Source organism: Aeribacillus sp. SP014, assembly GCF_054055575.1.
Map to the genome: position 1 here is coordinate 636859 of NZ_JBSRXI010000001.1, position 19984 is coordinate 656842.

A 19984-nucleotide genomic window follows, 5' to 3' on the forward strand; every position below is an offset into this window, starting at 1 on the left:
GAATGAAATATGTTTGTGCGTATGTGGAACAAACTTGGTTCGGTTAGTGAACAACCTTTTGCACGGCTGTACTTCACCCGTAGTGGGCTCAAAAACGCAGATATGCTTCGGTATACTGACGGTTATCCCCTTTCCCAACGGTCACCACGGCAGGATTAAACACACCGGTACTTTGCTAATTAAAATGGTAACCTAAGAAAAATGAGGAAGGATTACTCATGTTCCTGTTTTTTGGAAGACAACTAGGATCAATTTCCAAGCAAGGAGGAACTTGGTATAGTTTTTGGCTCTGTTCAAAATTTGTCGAATCATTGGTGATTGAAAGATAAGATAAGGTGTATTACAATAACATTATAAGAACATACGTTCTGAATGTATATGGTGGCAAAGTTTTCATTAAAACGGCTGCTGGTTGAGATTTGTCAAGCAGTGCGTTTTGGAAGGTGATGCGTTTTCTTTTATCTGGAAAATATGTAAATAACTTCTGCTTTTCTTTAGATAAACCTCTACTCTCCCCAAAAATTCTCCTCGAAAGGATGATTCCCGTTATGAAGGAATACCTCGATTTAAAATTGGACTTTATGTTTAAACAATTGTTCGGCCATCCGAGCCGAAAGCAGCTTACAATCGCTTTTTTGAATGCGGTTTTGCATCGGACAGGCCATGATCGTATCATCGATGTGCAGTTTGATAACACAGAGCTGGCAAAAGAGTTCGAAGAAGGGAAAATGAATCGGCTTGACGTGCTCGTGTGGACCGACCGAGGCGAGCGGATTAACGTGGAAATTCAAATCATTGACCAGCACGATATGCCGGAGCGGATTTTGTATAACTGGGCGAGGCTCTTTTCCCAGTCGCTCTTCAAAGGCCAAGGGTACAGCGAACTTCCTCCCACCATTATGATTGCAATTCTCAACTACCCGCTCTTTCCGCATGAAACCGATCGGTTTCACACCATCTTTCATATCCGCGAAGATAAAGAACAATTTCTTTGGAGCGCGCATCTTGAATTTCACGCCATTGATTTATCACAATTTATGGTAAAATGGAAGAAATATAGACGTGATGTGAAGCGATCTTCGGAGTGGCCCTGGTTGATGATGCTGTCAGCGGTGGATGCCCGGAAACAAGAGATTGATGAGACGATTCTCAAGGAACTGGAGGTGTTGGCGATGAACGAGCAAGAAATTCGCGAAGCATTGGAAGAGTGGGAGAAGCTAAGCGTCAGTTCCGAAAATCGCTACGCGTATGAAATGCGGCTGAAATGGCTGCGGGATCAATTGTCCAATCTTCTTGGCGAGCGGCGTGCGGGGATGGAGGAAGGGTTGGAAAAAGGATTAAAACAAGGGTTGAAACAAGGGCTAAAGCAAGGTCGGGAGGAAGAACGGAAGAACATGATCCGGCATATGTCGGCGAAAGGAATGGCAGCGAAAGATATTGCCGATCTCACTGGACTTGCGGAAGAGGAAGTGCGAAAGTGGTTGAAATAGATTGCCTGTCATTTGTCGAAGCCGTTTGACAGTGGTTTAGGCTTATTCATCCGAAGAAGTAGTGGAAACGTTAGAACACCTGCCGCCTAATAAGGCTTTGCTGCGCCATCGAAAAATAAATGTAGCACTCGGTAGGCGAAAAAAATGAAAGTGCTCTTGCATGAAACTGAAGATCGCACTTTCCCTTTAAAGGACTTTTCCATGCAAGAGCTATTTTATATCCCCTAATTTTTGAGCTACGGGTATTATTCAATAGAAACCATGCTGGTCATTCAGCATGTTGGTATCATGGACTCTAGCGATTGGGCAAATCGCCGAATTCCCTCGGGAATGGATTTTGTTTCTACTCGGCCGTAGGTAAAACGTATATATTTAATTAATCATATTGAAAATAAAAAAGAGTCACAATCTGTATCTCAAATATTAAGAGGTATGCCAGTTTGGGGAAACTGGTGCGGACCTGGACATGGTGGCGGTGTACCAAAAGATAAATTAGATTCTTTATGTATGACACATGATCTTTGCTATAAAGTAAAAGGATATTTCAATTGTGGCTGTGATAAAGCTTTAGTAGCTGGGATAACTGCCGCTCTTCCATTTATGAAATCTGACGAAAAAAGAGCTGCCTTAGCAGTAGCAGCTTACTTTAGTATAGCACCTTGTAAAAAATAATAGAGTGGGGAATTAAATGATTTATAAACTTATCATGTTTATAATATTTTGTATTTTAATGTTTATAGGATATTTAATTGAATGGATTACAGGAGGAAGACCTTGAATTTAGGATCATTATCTTAGTCAGTTCTTGAAAAATACAAAACATCAGCTAGTACTTTCGCTTGTTGACAAAGTCTCTGCTTAGACAGTCTACAAGCTTTATTACTATATCTAAAAGTTTGACAGAGTACACTAAAGAAAAGCCCGAAAATACTGGTGTTTTGGACTTTACCCACAACACGCACCACTACACTTGTTAGTGGCACGTGTCTTTTTTTAATACTCTAGGAGGCGCTTGTGTGGCAAGTGCTTCAAATGCTAGATTTGCTTCACCTTGTAATTCTGTACGAACGATTTGCTCTTCACCATTCACGCGTATTTTCGAGGCTTTCATCTTAAATAACCATTCATTTAGCGCAGCGCTGTCAATATCTTCGCCAATTCCATCATCAAATGTTTCTTCGAACCGTTCTTTTTCTTCATCCAATAAGTCATCATAATGTATACCTTCTTCAGGAAATTTTAATTTTGTTTCAATCGTGCGATAATCCACTAAATATCCATCCTGAACAGCTTGATCTCTAATTCATAGGCATAGGTCGGTACTCCGTTTTCTAAATCAAACACTTCGTAACGAAATTTAAGACAATAGCATTACTTTTTTCAATTTCATCCTTGATCAGCGACCAAGGCGCCGGATGCAGCCATTAAGCAATCATTTTGCTTTGGCAACAGCGACGCCTGAAATACTGGAATCTTTATAATTTGCTGATTTATGCTGAATGTTTTAATAATCCTTCCTTCTCTTTCCGGTTTTCCTTTCGCTTTATAACGGTGCTTTTGAAAGTGCCGACAATGCCTTTAGGAAAACCTAAAATAACAATTATATAGAGGAGACCTAAGAAAATCGGCCCATCGTTCAAAAATCGAATACTCGGTCCCAAGCTCCGATAAATAGTGCTGAATAAATTCAACCGCTCCGCTGCCTAAAATTGGCCCAAACAAAGTACCGACGCCGCCGATCATTGTCATAAGAAGCGCATCTAATGTGGTTTCAATGGAGAAGACCGACGGATCCACAAAGCGAAGGGTCACTGCATATAAAGCTCCGCTGTATGCGGCCACCACCCCGGCTATGACGCTTGCGATAATTTTATAATGAAGAACTTTAAAGCCAAGGGCTTCTGTTCGCTTTTGATTTTGCGAAATCGCTTTTAATACTTTTCCAACAGATGAATAAGTGAAAGTACGAAGCAAAATATAGATAAGAACAAGGCTGATTAATGTAAAAAAGTAAAAAGTAAACCGGTCTCTCAAAAATTCCGGCACCTGGAAGGTAAATCCGTCACCCCCCTGCGTCATCGATCTCCATTTTTCTGCAATAATAAGAAATAATTCAGAAAATCCCAAGGTAAGCATGGCATAAAAATGACTTTGCAGCCTTAACGACAGCATTCCGATTAAGAAGCTGATTAACACAGCTGCAATAACAGCAATAGCGATGCCGAGAAGGAAAAATCCTATTGTATTATCATTGGCATTCAGTATAATCGCCGTGCTATAAGCCCCGATGCCAAAGAATAGACAATGACCAAAGGAAACGATACCGGTATAACCTAAAAGAATATCATAACTCATCGCAAAAATAGCAAAGATAAAGATTTGCGTAAATAAAATGAGCATGCTACGGGAATCATTGACGAAAGGGAATATGCTTAAGAAAAGAATTGCGATTATGCCGGCAATGAGCGAAAAACGATTATATTTTGCTAAAGCCACTTTAGACTCCCCCCTTTTCTCCTAAAAGTCCGGACGGCCTGAGCAATAAAATAACAATAAGCAATAACATATTTACAGCAAGGGACAGATCAGGGTAGTAATAAGCGGTATATGCGCCTGCCAAGCCGACAATGATTGAGGCAACGGCTGCCCCCTGAATGCTTCCCAGGCCGCCAATAATAACGACAATAAATGCTAATACCGCATATTGCATTCCCATATCAGCAAAAATCACGCCGGAATATGGCCCCAGCAAAAATCCGCCCAAAGCGGCCATTCCCGCTCCCAGCAAAAAAACAAAGGAGAAAACGCCTTTAATATTTATGCCAAGCGCTTGTACCATTTCTTTGTTGTCCACGCCTGCGCGGATCATAATCCCGATTTTCGTTTTATTTAATAGAAGCAAAATCATAACGTAAATAACCAGCCCGACAAGAATTACAAACAAACGGTATTTGATAAAAATCACACCGCCAACATCTATGCTACCTTCAAGCCATTTGGGCAAGCCAGCGCGAATGGGATTCGAGCCCCAAAACACACGCAGCAACTCAATCAGCACAAGCATTCCGCCTAAGGTTACAAGAAGCTGCCGAATGTGATTGCCATAAACCGGTCGGATTAATATTTTTTCAACAATCCAGCCGAGCACCATGCCGCCTATCACCGTAGCGATAAAGGACAGCAAAAAGTTGCCGGTAACTGTAAAGAGCCATACCCCTAAAAAGGCGCCCCATGCAAAAAAACCGCCATGGGCAAAGTTTAAGACACTCATAAGTCCGAAAATAAGCGTAAGACCCGATGCTAAAAGAAAGATCAGCATACCTGTCGATAGACCGTTGATCAAAAGATTCAGCAATGTATTCAAATTACTTCACCTCACGTGATCAGGATATTCCCAAGTACTTCCTTACCGTTTCTTTATCCTCCCTCAAATCATTCATAAACCCTTGATGGACAATTTTCCCATCGTCCATCATGTAATAGTAATCACCTATGTGGTTGGACATAAAGAAATTTTGTTCAACGAGCAAAATGGTAGTTTTTTCCTTTATTTTCACGATCGATTCCATGAGTTTTTCAACCATCAGCGGGGATAGTCCTTTGCTGGGCTCATCAATTAAAAGCAGGCCGCTGCTGTTAATATACGCCCTAGCAATGGCAAGCATTTGTTTCTGACCTCCGCTTAAATAGCCGCTTTTTTTATGCCAGTATTTCTTTAAATCTGGAAAAATCTCCAGCATCCATTCAGCCTTTGCTTCTCCTTCAGGGTCTTTTTCCTTTTTTGCCAGCGCAAAAGTTTCTTCCACCGTTAAATGTTGAAAAATACCCTGATCTTCCGGTACATAGCCGATTCCTTTCGAGGCAATCACATGAGTTGGGAGACCATTCAGCTTTTCATTTTTATAGTAAACACCCCCCCTCGAAACATGGTAAAATCCCATGATCGTTCGAAGTGTTGTAGACTTTCCTGCCCCGTTTCTCCCGAATAAAACAGTAATGGTTCCTTCTATTACCTCGAAAGTGACACTTTGCAAAATATGAAATTGTTCAATATAGGTTTCAAGATTTTCCACTCGCAGCATGTGAAAGTCCCCCTAAATAAGCATTTTGTACACGTTCATCCTGCATAATTACACCCGGTTCTCCTTCTACCAACAATTCCCCATTGAATATGACTACAAGATAGTCCGACAAAGCAAGCACCATTTCTATTTTGTGTTCAATTAAAACAATGGTATTCTCTGAATCTTTTTTGATATTTTCAATCACTTCCAAAATCACCGGAACTTCTTCCACCGATATTCCTGCTGTCGGTTCATCAAGAAGAAGCAGATTGGGCTTCAAGGCTAAAAGCATGGCAATCTCCAGTTTTCGTTTTTCCCCATGGGTTAAATTTATAGCTAAATAGTCCTCTTTTTCCTTTAAAAACACCATATCAAGCAGCCTTCTTGCTTCTTCAAGCTGTTTGCGGTATTTGGCAGGTTTCGGTAAAATACTGTAAAAATCTTTTCTTTGCGACTGGACAGCAAGTCTGACATTTTCAAGAACCGTCAATTCCGGAAAAATATTTGTTAATTGAAAAGATCTCCCCATCCCCATTCGTGCTCTCTCTGCCGCTGATAAATTGGTAATGTTTTGTCCTTTGAAGTAAATCTCTCCCTTTGTCGGTGAGAGCTGTCCGCTCAGCAGGTTGAATAAAGTAGTTTTTCCTGCCCCGTTCGGCCCGATGATGGACAAAAATTTTCCCTTAGGCGCCTTAAAATTGACATCCCGGATTACTTCCTGTTCGCCAAATGAAATGGAAAGATTGCGAGTCTCCAATAAAGCATCCAAGTCTTGCGCCCCCTTCCTAAATTTTTATAAAGAGGAGAATACAAGATTCTCCTCTCGCTTTATTGATTTCGAATCGGTGGCTCGGTTTCGTTCATATCCAATTCGCGGATCAACACCGGAACCGGATGGTCAACGCCTTCCTGATTTTCCAGAGTTATCGAATAGAGACTTTGTAGAGCCTGATGGTCTTCTTCACGGAATTTCATTTTGCCTTTTGGGGAATCAAATTCCATGCCTTCCATTGTTTCAATCAACAGCTGAGCATCCGTGTCTCCCTCCGTTTTCTTTAAGGCTTCTACAATGGCGATGGCTGCCGTCATGCCTCCGGCAGTAAACAGATCCGGAATTTCGCCGTCAAACCGTTTCTTATGTTCTTCCACCAGCCAGTCATTGATTTCGTTATCCGGAAGTGTATGATAATAAATCGAATAGCCTTCCATGCCGATTAATGCATCCATGGTTTTCAGCGATGCAATATCCTGTACGGCCGTTGAAATTTTTATTCCCTTCTCTTGAACCTTCATATCTTTTAATTGTTTCCACGGCGCGTTGGAGCCTGCCCAGACGATATACAAGTAATCCGGTTTTTCGCTGATGGCACTTTGAATATTGGCCGTAAAATCGGTTGCATTCGGGTCCGCGTAAACTTCAGCCACAATTTCTGCGCTGCGTTCTTTAGCTGCTTCAATAAAGGCTGCGATACCATCCCGCCCATAAGCATTGTCCTGCGCTAACGTTGCAATTCTAACGCCTTCTTTAGCGATCGCAGCTGCACCTGCAACTGCATCTTGAGAAGAGTTTCGTCCTGTCCGGAAAATATATGGGTTAAAATTATCGCCTGTTATGCTGTCGGCAGCTGCTGGCTCCACGATCATGATTCTTTTATATTCTTTTGCCAGCGGCAAAACGGCAAGCGTATCGCTGGAACTGGTTGAGCCGACAAGGAAATCTACTTCATCCTCTTCCAATAGTTTTGTAGCCTTTTTCACAGCAACATCCGGTTTTGTTTCTGTATCTTCCACAATAAATTTGATTTTTTTCCCTACAACTTCACCTGTTCCGTCCGTCGCATAGTCAAGCCCAAGCTCAAAACCTCGAACTGTTTGTTTTCCGTAAGCTTCCAGCGCTCCTGTTAAAGAAGCCAATACACCGATCTTGATTGTATCTTTTTCTTCTTCTGAACTTGAACTGTCGCTGCCGCATGCCGAAGTCAATAGGAGCGACCCGATTACACATGTAATAAGAAAACTTTTTAGTACGGCTTTTTTCTTATTGAACATGTTTCCTATCCTCCCTAATTATTTTGATTTTTATAAAACTGAATGCGGTGAAGCAATCCATCGGCGACTATTATTTCACCATCATTGGTAAAACCAATGCCTTGCGGTGAGAAGAAATCTCCCGCACGTCCGCTGAAACTTCCAAACTGCTCTATAAATCTTCCATTGGTGTCATACACATTCACGCGATTATTTGAAGTATCCATTACATAAACCAGATCATTTTCGTCAATTGCAATACCTGTTGGTAAGAATAGGTCTCCCGGTCCTTCTCCCCAATTTTCCAATGGATCCAGATTGCCGCTGCCGTTATTGGTTCCCCATTTTGCAAGAAAATTGCCGTTGTTATCAAACTTTTGGACTCGGTTGTTGATTCGGTCTACAACATATACATTATCCTGGGAGTCGATGGCAATCTGCATCGGCTGGAAGAATTCTCCGTCACCTGTGCCTTTTTTGCCCCAGCTTTTTTGGAAAATAAAAAGGGAATTGAACTTCTGAATCCGGTTGTTTTCCGAGTCAGCGACAAAAATATTTCCTTTTCTGTCAACCGCTACCCCTGTCGGGAATTGGAAGTATCCATTTAACGTTCCATAAGATCCATAGTAAGCAAGCAGCACTCCAGAATTTGAAAACTTTTGAATCCTGTGATTGACTGAATCCGCAACATAAACGTTGTCATATTTATCGATTGCAATTTGTCTTGGTACGAAAAATTGTCCTGGATAGCTGCCATAGCCAAGCGGACCCCCCGTTCCGTACATGCTGCCCCATTTGCTGACCAGTTCGCCTTCGGAGTCATACTTTAAGATTCTGTGATTAAAGGAGTCAGAGATAAATATGTTTCCTTCCGAATCCACTTCGGCATCGAACGGACCTGCATATTGTTTATCGTGCCAACGGTCATTGCCAACAGACATAATGTAGCTTGCAGAAAGACCCATTTCAAAAAAGTTCACCAGACGATTGTTGCCCGTATCTGTCACATATAGATTTCCATCTCCATAAGGCAATACTTGATTCGGGTAAACAAGTAGCGGAAAAACGCCTGTCTGGTACAAAAATAGATTATCCATGCTAAACTTCATAATGCGGTTGTTGTACGTGTCCGCTACATAGAATGCACCTGTTTCCCGATCAAAATTGATTCCTCTCGGATGGTAAAACTGATAAGGTCCCATGCCCGGTTTAGGTCCGCCAATTTTCCGCTTAAATTGGCCATTTACATCAAAAACCTGTATCCGGTTATTGTAAGTATCCGCTACATAAACTTCGTTGTTATTGCTTATAGCAATTCCTTGCGGCAATGCCAGTTGTCCGTCTCCTTTTCCGTATTCGCCAATAGTTAATAGATATTCGCCATCAGAATTGAATTTCTGTATGCGATGGTTGAATTCATCGGTGATATAGTAATTGTTGTCCTGATCAACGGCTATTTCTCTTGGAAAACCGAATTGATAGTTTTCCTTACCTTTTGTTCCCCAGCTTTTTATAAACTGGAATTGTGCATTAAACTTTTGAATCCGGTAGTTTCCTGTATCGGCAACTAATATATTGCCCTCATTGTCAACGGCAACGCCAAACGGCATATTAAACTCTCCGGGTCCATCACCAAGCTTCCCATATGTAGCCAGTATGTTCCCGTAGGAATCCATTTTTATAATCCGATGGTTGCCCATATCAGACATATAAATATTCCCGCTGCTGTCTTTCGCTAATGCAACAGGGCTTCGAAACAGCTCTTCGCTGTCCTCCTCAGCACCCCAAGACTCTTGATATACTATTTCTGCAGAAGTCTCCGCCCCCAAAAAGCCGAAGCATATAGCGAATATTAGTAAAGATTCCCAGATTTTTTTCATTGGACATCACCCCAGCCATTTAATTACCGTAGCTGCCCAGGTATAGCCGGTGCCAGCGCTTACTGCCACTGCGATATCGCCGTTCTTTAGTTTTCCCTGCTCACTAGCAAAGTGGAGTCCGATACAAGGATCCAAAGCAGACATATGGCCATAATGATCAAGATATATCGCCTTATCATTAGACAAATTTAGCCCGTCCAGTAATTCTCTTAACATGGATCGTTTCGTATGCAGCGGCAGCAACAGCTGTATATCCTCAACCGAAAGCCCGCTTTTTTCCAAAGATTTCTTGATGACTTTGTGAAAGTTTGGAACGGATACCGGATCGAGTTTTTCCTTCATGCTTAAAGGGTCTGTCACATCAATATAATGCTGGCGGTTTTCAACGGTAACGTAGCTGGCAAAATGGACCGATCCACCTGCAGGCACCCGGACATCATTATGGAAAGAACCGTCCGTTATGATAGCGCTTTCAAGAATCTCACTCTTAGATGCCCCCCTCTTTACAAGTGCAGACGCTCCCCCGTCGGCAAAATTGAACATAAATCTAGCCCGTTTATTGCTGTAATCTAGAATTTGCGATTCCTTGCATCCGCCGACCAGCAAGATGTTTTCAATGGAATGATCGGAATTCAGCATGTCCTTGGCAACTTTCAATGCAATCGGAAAGCAGGAGCTTACGTTCATAATTTCAAAGGCATATGCGTTCCTAGTCCCCAATTCATAGCTAATTTTCGGAGCACTGGACCAGACGTAGTAATCTTTATGGGGGCTGCCAAAATAAATCACCACGTCAATGGATAATGGATCAACCTTTGCCAAAATATTTTTTGCTGCTTCAATTGCCATGTCGGATGCATGCATCGTCTGATCCGCCACATGCTTTTCATACAAACCAAATTTTTCAATGATGACCGATTCCGGTATGCCTGTTTTTTCAGCCAATGTGGCTGCGGTTTCCACATCCTTTGGAAAATAAACACTTGTTTCTTCGATTCCGATCCGCTCTGTCATACTTTCTCTCCTTCCTTTGGCACGAGCATAACTGCTGATCCCATTAGCACCAGCTCACCCTTCTGGTTCCGACACTCTGTTAATAGTTTTATAATGTTCTTTTCTTCAATAAACTCCTGAACCGTGGCTGTAGCTGTGATTGTATCCCCGATATATACCGGAGCGGTAAAACGAAGAGTCTGTTCCATATAAATGGCACCTTTTCCCGGTAGATACATGCCTAAAAGCTGTGACAAGAGACTGGAAGTTAACAGGCCATGGGCAATGCGTTCTTTAAATCTAGTATTCTTTGCATACTCTTTATCAATATGGATCGGATTAAAATCACCGCTCAAACCGGCGTACAATACAACGTCAGCTTCCGTAATTGTCTTGCTGCAAGAAGCTGTCTGTCCTTCAGTGAATCTTGTCATTATTGTTTCACCCTTTCCCGCATTTCTGGCAGGTTGCTCTTTTGGATTTTTCCTGTCGCATTTTTCGGAAGTTCATCAATGAAATAAATTTCTTTCGGCACTTTATATTTTGCTAAAAATTTCAAGCAGTAAGTTTTTACATCCTCTTCAGTTATCGAAGCGCCTTCTCTTTTCGCAATAAAAGCAACCGGAACTTCCCCCCAGCGCGGATCTGAAATGCCGACCACCGCCGCCTCCCTGACTTCCGGCAGCTGGTTGATGACTTGTTCCACTTCAAGGGGATAAATATTTTCTCCGCCGGATATGATCATTTCTTTCTTCCTTCCCACAATATAGAAGAAACCTTCGTCATCTGTCCGTGCCAGATCTCCTGTATGGAACCAGCCGTCTTTTATCGCCTCGTTTGTAGCTTCCGGTCTATTCCAATATTCTTTCATAACAATTGGGCCGCGGACAAGCAGATTGCCGACCTCGCCCGGCCTAACCTCATTTCCTTCCTCATCCACCAGCTTCACTTCGCTGAATAAGACCGGTTTTCCAATCGATCCTTTTTTCCTACGGGCATCTTCTCGGCTCAGCATAAAGACTGTCGGAGAAGTTTCAGTCAGTCCGAACCCTTGGCCGAATAAATAGCCTTTATCCGTAAACGCTTGAATCAGTTCGCGAGGACATGGCGCGCCCCCGCTGTAGAACCAGCGCACGGAACTCAGATCAGCTACATTAAACGCCGGGCAGTCCAATAAAGCCTGGTGAATGGATGGCACGCCCATCACAACCGTAGCCTGGTGTTTTTCAATCATCTCGATGGCTTTGTACGGATCAAATTTTCCCGGTATAATGATCGTTCCTCCGACAAAGAGTGTCGGCAAGGCGAATAAGCCAATTCCGCCGATATGAAACAGCGGAAGCAACACCATGGAACGGTCCATGGATGTTAAATCAATGGCAAGAATATTGTTAATCGCATTCCAGTACATGTTGCTTTGTCTGAGCACCGCTCCTTTTGGCTTCCCGGTTGTTCCCGAGGTGTAGCAAATAATGTAAGGGTCATTCTCATCAATTTCTTCATCAGGCAGTTCTGCCTCCTTCTGTTTTATATCATTCAGCTTCTCGATGGAAAACAGCTTAACCCCGGTTTCTTTTTCGATGCTTTTTGCCATTTCAAAAAACGGCTCTTCCGCAGCTAATATAGAAGTTCCGCTGTCTTGCAGCTGAAAAATCAGTTCGTTAATATTCAAACGGATATTTAAAGGAACGGCGATGCATTGAAGCCGTGCAATGGCAAACAGCAAAACGACATACTCGAGACGGTTTTGGGAAATTATTGCAATCCGATCTCCTTTTTTCACTTTCAGTTCATTCAATAGGAATAGGGCTGCATTTTGAATGCTTTCATTTAATTCCTTATAAGTTAATTGTTCCTGATCGGTAATAACTGCAATTCGCCTCGGATTAATGCTTGCTCTTTTTTCAATCCAATAAGCGATTCCCTGCATAAAATCCCCATCTCCTTTATGTTTTTTTGATTCCATTAAAGATCAGCGTCATCGCGGCATCAAAAACTTCCTCCGGCACATCCTGTCCTTCCCAAAACACCCAGCGCATGCCTAAAAATTGTCCGATAGACATTAGGCAATACGCCACGGTTTCCAGATTGATATCTTTAAACTCTCCGTCTTCCACCCCCAATGACAAACTTTTTAAAAAACCGGAAGCAAGTTTGTCATAATACCAGCGATATAAATCCTTGTCGACAACAACTGCTTGCTGAACGATGCTGTATAGCTCAGGGTAGTCTTTCACCCAACGGAAAAATGCCTGGAATCCCTTTCGTTGGGCATCTTCATGATTCTCGGCATCCTTCATTTCCTCTTTTATTTTGAATCTTAATTCTCGGCTGTACATTTGAATCAGTGCATCAAAGACTTCCTTTTTTGATTGAAAGTAATTATAAAAGGTACCCTGGCCAACGCCTGCTTCCTGAGTAATGTTGACGATGGAAGTTTCATAATAACCTTTTTTGCCAAAAACCTTTTCTGCTGCCCTTAATAATTTTTCCCTTGTTTCCATGCCCTTTTTTGTTAGATTAAGAGTTTCTGCTGTAGCATTTTCTGACATATGAATCACCTCTCAGTTTTTATTATATTCAGAATATTTTTTATTGTCAATATCTTTCTTTTTAACTACTTTACAATTGGATGAAGGAGAAAACCAGTTATTCTCCGACGGTTTTTTTAGTCTTTTCAGCCCAAAACGCCCAACTATTCGAAAATGCTTAGGTGGAAGTGCTATAAAAGGGCAAGAAGAAAGGAATAGACTGGTTTCAATTCGATGCGAAGGCCTGAAGCGATAATTTTAGTCAATGAACTAATGTAGACTAACCTTCTTTAACCATAGATTTCATATTATCGATACTTGCACCATCATAACCGTTGATACTGTACGGATCGTCTTCTACAATGGCTATACCAAATTGTGAGCATATTTCAAGAATTCTACACTTTTTTCAAGATCAAGTGTCGCTCCTGTAGGATTTTGGTAAGTGGGATTCAGGAACAACATTTTGAGGCGGTGTTTTTTTGTGCAGTTCGACGATTTGATCTGGGTCAATTCCTCCATTTTGTACGGGTAATAGATGGGTATTTAATCCTTCCGAATGGAAAATCGGGAGCGAATAGGCATACGAAGGATCTTCAATGGCAGCTGCGTCTCCAGGTTTAAGTAAACCTCGAATAATGAGATGAATGGCCTGCTGGGCTCCGGATGTAATCAAAATGGAAGAAGGAGCAGATTCGATACATCAATAAGTTTTCATATGCTTGGAAATGGTTTCGCGCAGTGTAGTATTGCCTTGAATGTGTTCGTACCCTAAATCGTTGCACAATTCTATGGAGCTATTAATATCTTGCATCAATTTTATAGGTGTTGATTGCTTTTTATTCGGCTGTGATGAGCCTTGGAGCGATTATGAAAGTGAGTTTGGAGAATTCAAGGCGCCCGTGTTGTGTTTGAGTGATTACGGTCATCTTCTTCCCCATTCATTGTCAAACGATGCTCATACACAAATGCACATTTATTTGTTAAAATATTAATTATATTCTGACAAAAATGAAACCTATCGTTTTCGGAAGCAAGAGGTATTCTTTCGAAAAATTTACATCCATGAAACAAAATCATTAAATATACAAAGTAATCTATATATGGAATAAACGGTTTGCGGCCGTTTTATCACCGACAGAATGGGGGAGGGTGCAGTGGAGAAGATTGCCTCGCATGCGTATGAAAAGCCGGGCTGGAAACTGTATGTTTCGTTGCCGATTTTATCGTGGGCGTTGTATGATTTTGCGAATACGATTTTTTCCTCGAATGTGAATACGATTTTTTTCCCGCTTTATGTTTCGGAAACGGTGGGAAAAAGCGAGAGCTTGAACCAAATCGCCAGTACATTTATTTCGTATGCAAATGCGTTAGCCTCTTTCTTTTTAGTGATATTTTCACCTTTATACGGCACATGGATTGACCGGACCGGGAGAAGAAAGAAATGGCTTGGGATTTTTACGACTCTTTCGGTTACGGCAACTTTGCTTATGGGTGTTGCCGGATATTCGAATCTTGGGAATGCCATGTTTGGATTGCCGGCGTCTTTTGTCATAATCGTGCTTTTATTTGTCGCAGCAAAGTTTTTTTACCATTCGAGCCTTGTTTTTTACGATTCCATGATTTCCAGTTTGGGGAATAAACAGGAAATACCGCTTATCTCCGGTTTTGGCGTTGCTGTCGGATATGTCGGAACGCTTGTCGGGCTCGCTGTGTATCCGTTTGTTGGAGAAATGGATTACTATCGGGCTTTTATTCCAAGCGCCCTTTTGTTTCTTCTCTTTTCTTTCCCGCTGTTTTTCTTTGTCAAAGAAGAAGCCGAAAAAGCCGATGCCTTAAAGCGAAAGGCCGGATTTTTTGCAGGCTATCGGGATATTTATGCAACATTAAAAGAAATGAAAAAGTATCAAAACATTTTTACTTTCATGATTGCTTATTTCTTTTTGAATGATGCGGTGGCAACGACGATCGCCATCATGTCCGTTTATGCCAAAGTCATTGCCGGGTTTACGGCAGGGGAGTTCATCCTTTTATATTTAGTCTCCACAGTTTCGAGTATTATCGGTTCCTTTCTTTTTGGCTATATTACGAGAAGCAAGGGAGCCAAAAAAGCGGTTTTGTATGTCGGCATCGTGATGTGCATCGCACTGGCGATAGGGGTGCTTGCTTTTTCCAAGCTATCTTTTTGGATTGCTGGGAGTTTGTTCGGCGTCAGTTTAGGAGCGATGTGGGTCACTTCGAGAACATATATAGTCGAACTTTCCCCGCCAGATAAGCAAGGGCAATTTTTCGGACTGTTCGCTTTTTCTGGAAAAGTGTCAGCCATCATTGGTCCAGCGATTTATGGAAGCATTACCCTCCTTTTTCATTCATATGGAAACATTGCCAATCGGTTGGCGATGGGATCGCTTTTGATGATGGTGCTCCTTGGCATTTTCTTTTTGCAGAAGGTAAAGCCACAGAAGCCTGCCGCGCCGAAAAGCTGATGAGAGGTTTTAAGGAGGACATTGCCGAAAGCTATTCCGTCATTGAAATCATGGAAACAGAAATAACTACCAGCCGCCATCTGGGCGCTCTTGTTCGTCTTTCTTGTTGCCTCATCGCTAAAAATTTATGAAGAACTTATTTTAAAAATTGGTTCTAAAATGAATTGACTTAACCGGACAAAAAATTAAGGTCAAGTAGATGAACAACCATATCTGAGCATACTGCTTATTTAGCATAAATGATCCGAATAGAAATTTTACATGGAGTGGCGGACATGTTAGGCTTGATGCCTTGCGAAGCAAGGATTGGCGCTCGCTCCTTTCGCTAGGAAACATGTCCGCAGAAGCTCCGTGTCAAGCGATATAGACCTAAAATTTTATACAGGGAATGGAATATTCGTATTTTGTCATTCATACATTTTTTAATTGCCAAAAACAGATAAATAAAGCAAAAAGGTTGGTGTTTAAACTTTCGGAGCCAGTTCGACAGCGGCGCGAATGGCTTCGAGCATGCTGCGTTCGTCCGCCAGATTTTTTCCTGCGATATCAAAGGCTGTTCCATGGTCGACAGATGTGCGGATGATACCGCCTTTGAGGCCGACGGTGATGTTTACTCCGGCTTCCAGCCCCAGCACTTTAATAGGGGCGTGCCCTTGGTCATGGTAGCAAGCGACAACAATATCAAAATCTCCGCGCACCGCACGGTAAAATAATGTATCTGCCGGATATGGTCCGGTTGCATTGATTCCTTCCACTTGTGCTTTTCGGATGCCGGGAATGAGTTTTTCCTCTTCCTCTCCATTGCCAAACAGTCCGTTTTCTCCAGCGTGAGGGTTGATGCCGCACACGGCGATGCTTGGGTTTTCTTTTCCAGCTCTTGTCAACGTTTCATGAGCCAGTTTAATGACTTTGTAGGTCCGATCGGAGAAGAAAAAAAGGCTTTTAAGAACCTTCCCCATGAGTCATGCCAGATCGAAAAATTTTAAATAAAATTTCTTTTGCTCTTAAATGGGTTGTGCGTATAAAAGCTGATAGTTCTCTTTTAACTACGGACAGATATTATAAGTGAAAGGGAAAAGGTCACAGCGGAAAATAGAAATTGAGCATTCTTAACCAAGATGAATCATTTTAAAACATTATGGCATTGTTCCTAAAGCGGCTATTCGTCCGATGTAAAGTTAATAAATAACAAGGTACAATCTATCTACGGCAACTGGTATGTCTTCATTTTTTATATTGGCAAATCCGATAATCAAAATAATTTTTTTCCCTTCTTCGATATTGCCTAGTAAATTGAATCTCTTCATGGAGTATATTTCAAGTTTTTCTTTTTTTGCTCTTTCTTCAATTTCTTTATACCCTTTATCCGTTTTGAATTCCGCAATGAAATGAAGTCCTGCCGGCACATTTTTAATCTTAATGCCATTTCGAAATTTCCATTTCAATTCCTTAATCAGATTTTCTCTTTTCATCTCATAGTGATTGTTCATGCGCTTGACGTGTTTTGCGTACTCGCCGCTTTCAATAAAATAGTGAAGCGTAAATAAATTCAGTGTATTGCTTCCCTGTATCCAATATGAAAAATGTCTTTTGTACTCTCTTAATAAATCGGGAGGCAAAACGAGATAACTGATTCGGAAACTCGGCATGATCGTTTTGGAGAATGTTCCTGCATAAATCACGCGTTGATTCCGATCTAGGCTTTGCAGCGACGGAATATTGTCCGTTCCGTATTTAAATTCGCTATCGTAATCGTCTTCTACAATATACCTTCCTTCAGAAGCCGAGGCCCAATTCAAAAGTTCAATTCTTCTTGAAATAGGCATAATGATTCCGGTCGGGAATTGGTGTGACGGGGTGATAAAAAGGAAATGTGGATTCAAAGCTTCCACTTTCTTGATGTCTATTCCTTTTTTATCAAGATCGATTGGAAAAACTTCAAAATTCATATCTTTTAATAATTGGTAGATGCGAGAATACCCAGGGTTCTCAATTGCAGCTTTTATATTTTCCCTCTGCATGCCCAACACTTGACGTATCAAGGGCTGTGTCCCGGGGCCGATAATCACTTGTTCTGGTTCGCATTTAACGCCGCGTGTAAGCGCAATCATACGCGAGATGGTTTTTCTCACAAGGTAAGGACCTTGAGGATGAGAAATGTCCGAAAGTTCGTTTTTGTGATTTTTTATTGCTATTTTTTCACACTTCATCCATTCTTTAAACGGGAACATGGAGATGTCAGCCGTCATATGTGATAAGGAAAGCCATCCCTCATCTTTCTTGGAGAATTCTTCTTTTAAATCATCTGGAAAGTTCATTTTAGCCTCTTTTTGATTGTTGAACTGTGTAATATTTTCCACATAGTAGCCTTTTCTTTCAATTGCGTAAATATATCCTTCAGCCAGGAGCTGCTCGTACGCGTTTGAAACCGAATTAATGCTCACTCCTAATTTTTCTGCTAATTTTCTTTTGGAAGGCAATTTCTCATTGGTAGGGATCTTTCTCTCTAAAATCGCTTCTTTTAACGATTTATAAATTTGTTGATAGATATGATTTGACTTATCCTTTTTATCTATTTGAAAAAATATCATGATCTATCTCTCCCTCTGGTACCTGAAAAATCAGAAAACTGGTACTTTTCTTTTAATGTATTTATCGTAATATTATTTATTATCAGTGTAAATTATCAGGATAAATGATGTTAGAAATAGTAACATAAAAAGAAGATAAAATGTAAGGGGATTCAGGATTTTATTTTTCCTTAGAATTGTTTTTAGTCTATGCGATTTCCGTTATTAATGCAAAAGCTGTGGAGATGTTATAGAAATGTGCATTTTCTAATTATGTATTCGTATGTGACGGAACAAAGCTTTTGTTTTCTACAATGTTTTATAATAATACTTTCTTAATAAATTTAAAAGGGAGTGAGAGTAATGAGTAATAAATTTTCAAAATCAATGTCAAGAGCCGATGTTCTATTTCTTTCTGTTGGAGCAATGCTTGGATGGGGATGGGTTGTTCTTTCTGGTGATTGGATAAGTAAAGCAGGTTTTCTAGGAACGGCAATTGCCTTTTTGTTAGGTGGGCTGCTTGTTACTTTTATTGGTCTGACCTATGCAGAGTTAGCAGCTGCAATACCTGAAACTGGCGGTGGATTAGTGTTCGTCCAGCGAGCCTTTAATGATAGGTTGGGATATATTGCTGCATGGAGTGTCTTGTTTGGATATGTATCAGTTATTACCTTTGAGGCAGTTGCATTACCTACCGTCATTGATTATATAATTCCTGTTGATCACCAACTCTTTTTATGGAATCTCGGAGGATGGGATATTTATTTAACTTGGGTTTTGATTGGATCCTTTGGTTCGCTGTTGTTGACATCGATGAATTATTTTGGAATTAAACCGGCTGCTATTTTTCAAAATATTTTAACTATTTCTGTTATTTTAATAGGCTTAGTTTTAGTTTTTGGAGCATTTGCAAATGGAGGTTCGGTGCATACGAATTCAATTCTTGGAGAAGGAGTGGGGGGAGTGATGGTCGTTCTTATCATGATTCCATTCCTATTTGTAGGGTTCGATGTTATTCCGCAAATCGCTTCAGAAGTAAAAGCACCACCAAAAGTAATAGGTAGGATACTTATTTTTTCTATTATACTGGCCATTGTTTTCTACATTTTAATTGCATATGGGGTATCAGTTGGATTAACACCGTCTCAACTCGAGGTTACCCGACTTGCTACTGCTGATGCAATGACGAATCTATTTAGAAGTCCAGTGTTTGGAACAATTCTTGTGATTGGTGGGGTTGCCGGAATCGTGACAAGTTGGAATGCATTCATTATTGGTGGAAGTCGAATTTTATTTGCCATGGCGGAGAGAGGGATGATTCCAAAATGGTTTGCTTACATTCATCCAAAATATAAGACACCGACACATGGCATTATCTTTTTAGGATTACTTGGTTTTTTTGCACCATTTTTAGGGCATTCAGCTTTAAACTGGTTTGTAAATGCTGGTGGCATTGGAATTGTCATCGGTTATATGCTTGTTTCCATCTCATTTATGAAACTTAGAAAAACAGAACCTGATTTAGAACGTCCATATAAGATACGAAATTGGAAATTAACTGGAGTCATCGCCATAATTTTAAGTATTATATTTATTACTTTTTATTTACCTGGAATGCCATCTGCGCTTGTTTGGCCTATGGAATGGTTAATTGTGTTTGGGTGGTATGGAATCGGAACAATCTTGTATCTGTTTGGTTCTAGAAAAGACTCTGTAAAAAAATTTAAAGATGTCTCGTCGACTTAGCTTTTGACGAGAATCCCCTTTGAAGGATTTCTAATTTATATAGAAAGTGAATTGGAAGGTAAATGAGAACAGTGTGCATTTTAAATTTTTACCATACCCCTAGCTTTATAAAGAGTGTTTAACGTTTTAACTGGTACCTGAAAAATCAGAAAACTGGTACTTTTCACTATAACAGAAAATTGACATAATTCGTATA

Annotated in this window: 16 protein-coding genes and 2 pseudogenes; 4 read left to right on the forward strand and 14 right to left on the reverse strand. The window is 40.9% G+C overall.

Features of this window, described 5'->3' with window-relative positions:
* The first annotated feature begins 548 nt into the window (after positions 1 to 548).
* Together ACVIJU_RS03275 and ACVIJU_RS03280 are read left to right on the forward strand one after the other, a co-directional pair.
* Positions 549 to 1490 carry an Rpn family recombination-promoting nuclease/putative transposase gene (locus ACVIJU_RS03275; RefSeq protein ID WP_456687235.1) on the forward strand — a complete coding sequence of 314 codons (942 nt, stop codon included), beginning with the start codon at positions 549 to 551 and terminating at the stop codon, positions 1488 to 1490.
* Between the two features lie 432 nt (positions 1491 to 1922).
* Positions 1923 to 2162, forward strand: coding sequence for a phospholipase (locus ACVIJU_RS03280; RefSeq protein ID WP_117017427.1), 240 nt, complete (start codon positions 1923 to 1925; stop codon positions 2160 to 2162).
* A gap of 301 nt (positions 2163 to 2463) precedes the next feature.
* Here the strand turns inward: ACVIJU_RS03280 and ACVIJU_RS03285 are convergent, their stop codons facing one another.
* The 12 genes and pseudogenes from ACVIJU_RS03285 to ACVIJU_RS03340 form a co-directional block, all read right to left on the reverse strand.
* Positions 2464 to 2760 (reverse strand): hypothetical protein, encoded by a 297-nt coding sequence (locus ACVIJU_RS03285; protein ID WP_456687958.1) that lies wholly within the window; start codon positions 2758 to 2760, stop codon positions 2464 to 2466.
* Between the two features lie 220 nt (positions 2761 to 2980).
* Positions 2981 to 3890, reverse strand: a pseudogene (locus ACVIJU_RS03290) (branched-chain amino acid ABC transporter permease).
* 97 nt (positions 3891 to 3987) lie between these two features.
* The gene (locus tag ACVIJU_RS03295; RefSeq protein ID WP_063388915.1) at positions 3988 to 4854 is read right to left on the reverse strand and encodes a branched-chain amino acid ABC transporter permease; all 867 of its coding nucleotides are present in this window, start codon (positions 4852 to 4854) and stop codon (positions 3988 to 3990) included.
* Between the two features lie 19 nt (positions 4855 to 4873).
* Positions 4874 to 5572 carry an ABC transporter ATP-binding protein gene (locus ACVIJU_RS03300; protein WP_340788869.1) on the reverse strand — a complete coding sequence of 233 codons (699 nt, stop codon included), beginning with the start codon at positions 5570 to 5572 and terminating at the stop codon, positions 4874 to 4876.
* Complete coding sequence (locus ACVIJU_RS03305) at positions 5550 to 6323, reverse strand: ABC transporter ATP-binding protein (protein WP_063388913.1); 774 nt, start codon at positions 6321 to 6323, stop codon at positions 5550 to 5552. The genes ACVIJU_RS03300 and ACVIJU_RS03305 overlap by 23 nt, the downstream gene beginning before the upstream one ends.
* A 59-nt stretch (positions 6324 to 6382) precedes the next feature.
* Complete coding sequence (locus ACVIJU_RS03310; RefSeq protein WP_063388912.1) at positions 6383 to 7603, reverse strand: substrate-binding domain-containing protein; 1221 nt, start codon at positions 7601 to 7603, stop codon at positions 6383 to 6385.
* 14 nt (positions 7604 to 7617) lie between these two features.
* Complete coding sequence (locus ACVIJU_RS03315) at positions 7618 to 9462, reverse strand: 6-bladed beta-propeller (RefSeq protein WP_456687236.1); 1845 nt, start codon at positions 9460 to 9462, stop codon at positions 7618 to 7620.
* Between the two features lie 6 nt (positions 9463 to 9468).
* Positions 9469 to 10476 carry a 3-oxoacyl-ACP synthase gene (locus ACVIJU_RS03320; protein WP_066248782.1) on the reverse strand — a complete coding sequence of 336 codons (1008 nt, stop codon included), beginning with the start codon at positions 10474 to 10476 and terminating at the stop codon, positions 9469 to 9471.
* Entirely contained in the window at positions 10473 to 10889 is a 417-nt protein-coding gene (locus tag ACVIJU_RS03325; RefSeq protein ID WP_063388910.1) for a MaoC family dehydratase, read from the reverse strand. Before ACVIJU_RS03325 ends, ACVIJU_RS03320 begins: the two co-directional genes overlap by 4 nt.
* The gene (locus tag ACVIJU_RS03330) at positions 10889 to 12385 is read right to left on the reverse strand and encodes an o-succinylbenzoate--CoA ligase (RefSeq protein WP_456687237.1); all 1497 of its coding nucleotides are present in this window, start codon (positions 12383 to 12385) and stop codon (positions 10889 to 10891) included. Before ACVIJU_RS03330 ends, ACVIJU_RS03325 begins: the two co-directional genes overlap by 1 nt.
* A 16-nt stretch (positions 12386 to 12401) precedes the next feature.
* Positions 12402 to 13007, reverse strand: coding sequence for a TetR/AcrR family transcriptional regulator (locus ACVIJU_RS03335; RefSeq protein ID WP_063388909.1), 606 nt, complete (start codon positions 13005 to 13007; stop codon positions 12402 to 12404).
* A gap of 394 nt (positions 13008 to 13401) precedes the next feature.
* The gene (locus tag ACVIJU_RS03340) at positions 13402 to 13662 is read right to left on the reverse strand and encodes an aminotransferase class I/II-fold pyridoxal phosphate-dependent enzyme (protein ID WP_242513810.1); all 261 of its coding nucleotides are present in this window, start codon (positions 13660 to 13662) and stop codon (positions 13402 to 13404) included.
* A gap of 466 nt (positions 13663 to 14128) precedes the next feature.
* Between ACVIJU_RS03340 and ACVIJU_RS03345 the strand changes: the two genes are divergently transcribed.
* The gene (locus ACVIJU_RS03345) at positions 14129 to 15472 is read left to right on the forward strand and encodes an MFS transporter (RefSeq protein ID WP_339193525.1); all 1344 of its coding nucleotides are present in this window, start codon (positions 14129 to 14131) and stop codon (positions 15470 to 15472) included.
* Positions 15473 to 15936: 464 nt separating this feature from the next.
* Here ACVIJU_RS03345 and ACVIJU_RS03350 read toward each other — a convergent pair.
* Together ACVIJU_RS03350 and gabR are read right to left on the reverse strand one after the other, a co-directional pair.
* Positions 15937 to 16395 (reverse strand): annotated as a pseudogene (locus tag ACVIJU_RS03350) (4-hydroxythreonine-4-phosphate dehydrogenase PdxA); the annotation flags it as partial.
* A 255-nt stretch (positions 16396 to 16650) separates the two neighbouring features.
* Positions 16651 to 18066, reverse strand: coding sequence for a MocR-like transcriptional regulator GabR (gene gabR / locus ACVIJU_RS03355; RefSeq protein ID WP_456687912.1), 1416 nt, complete (start codon positions 18064 to 18066; stop codon positions 16651 to 16653).
* A gap of 339 nt (positions 18067 to 18405) precedes the next feature.
* Here gabR and ACVIJU_RS03360 point away from each other — a divergent pair, with 339 nt between their 5' ends.
* Complete coding sequence (locus ACVIJU_RS03360) at positions 18406 to 19788, forward strand: APC family permease (protein WP_456687238.1); 1383 nt, start codon at positions 18406 to 18408, stop codon at positions 19786 to 19788.
* Positions 19789 to 19984 lie beyond the last annotated feature (196 nt).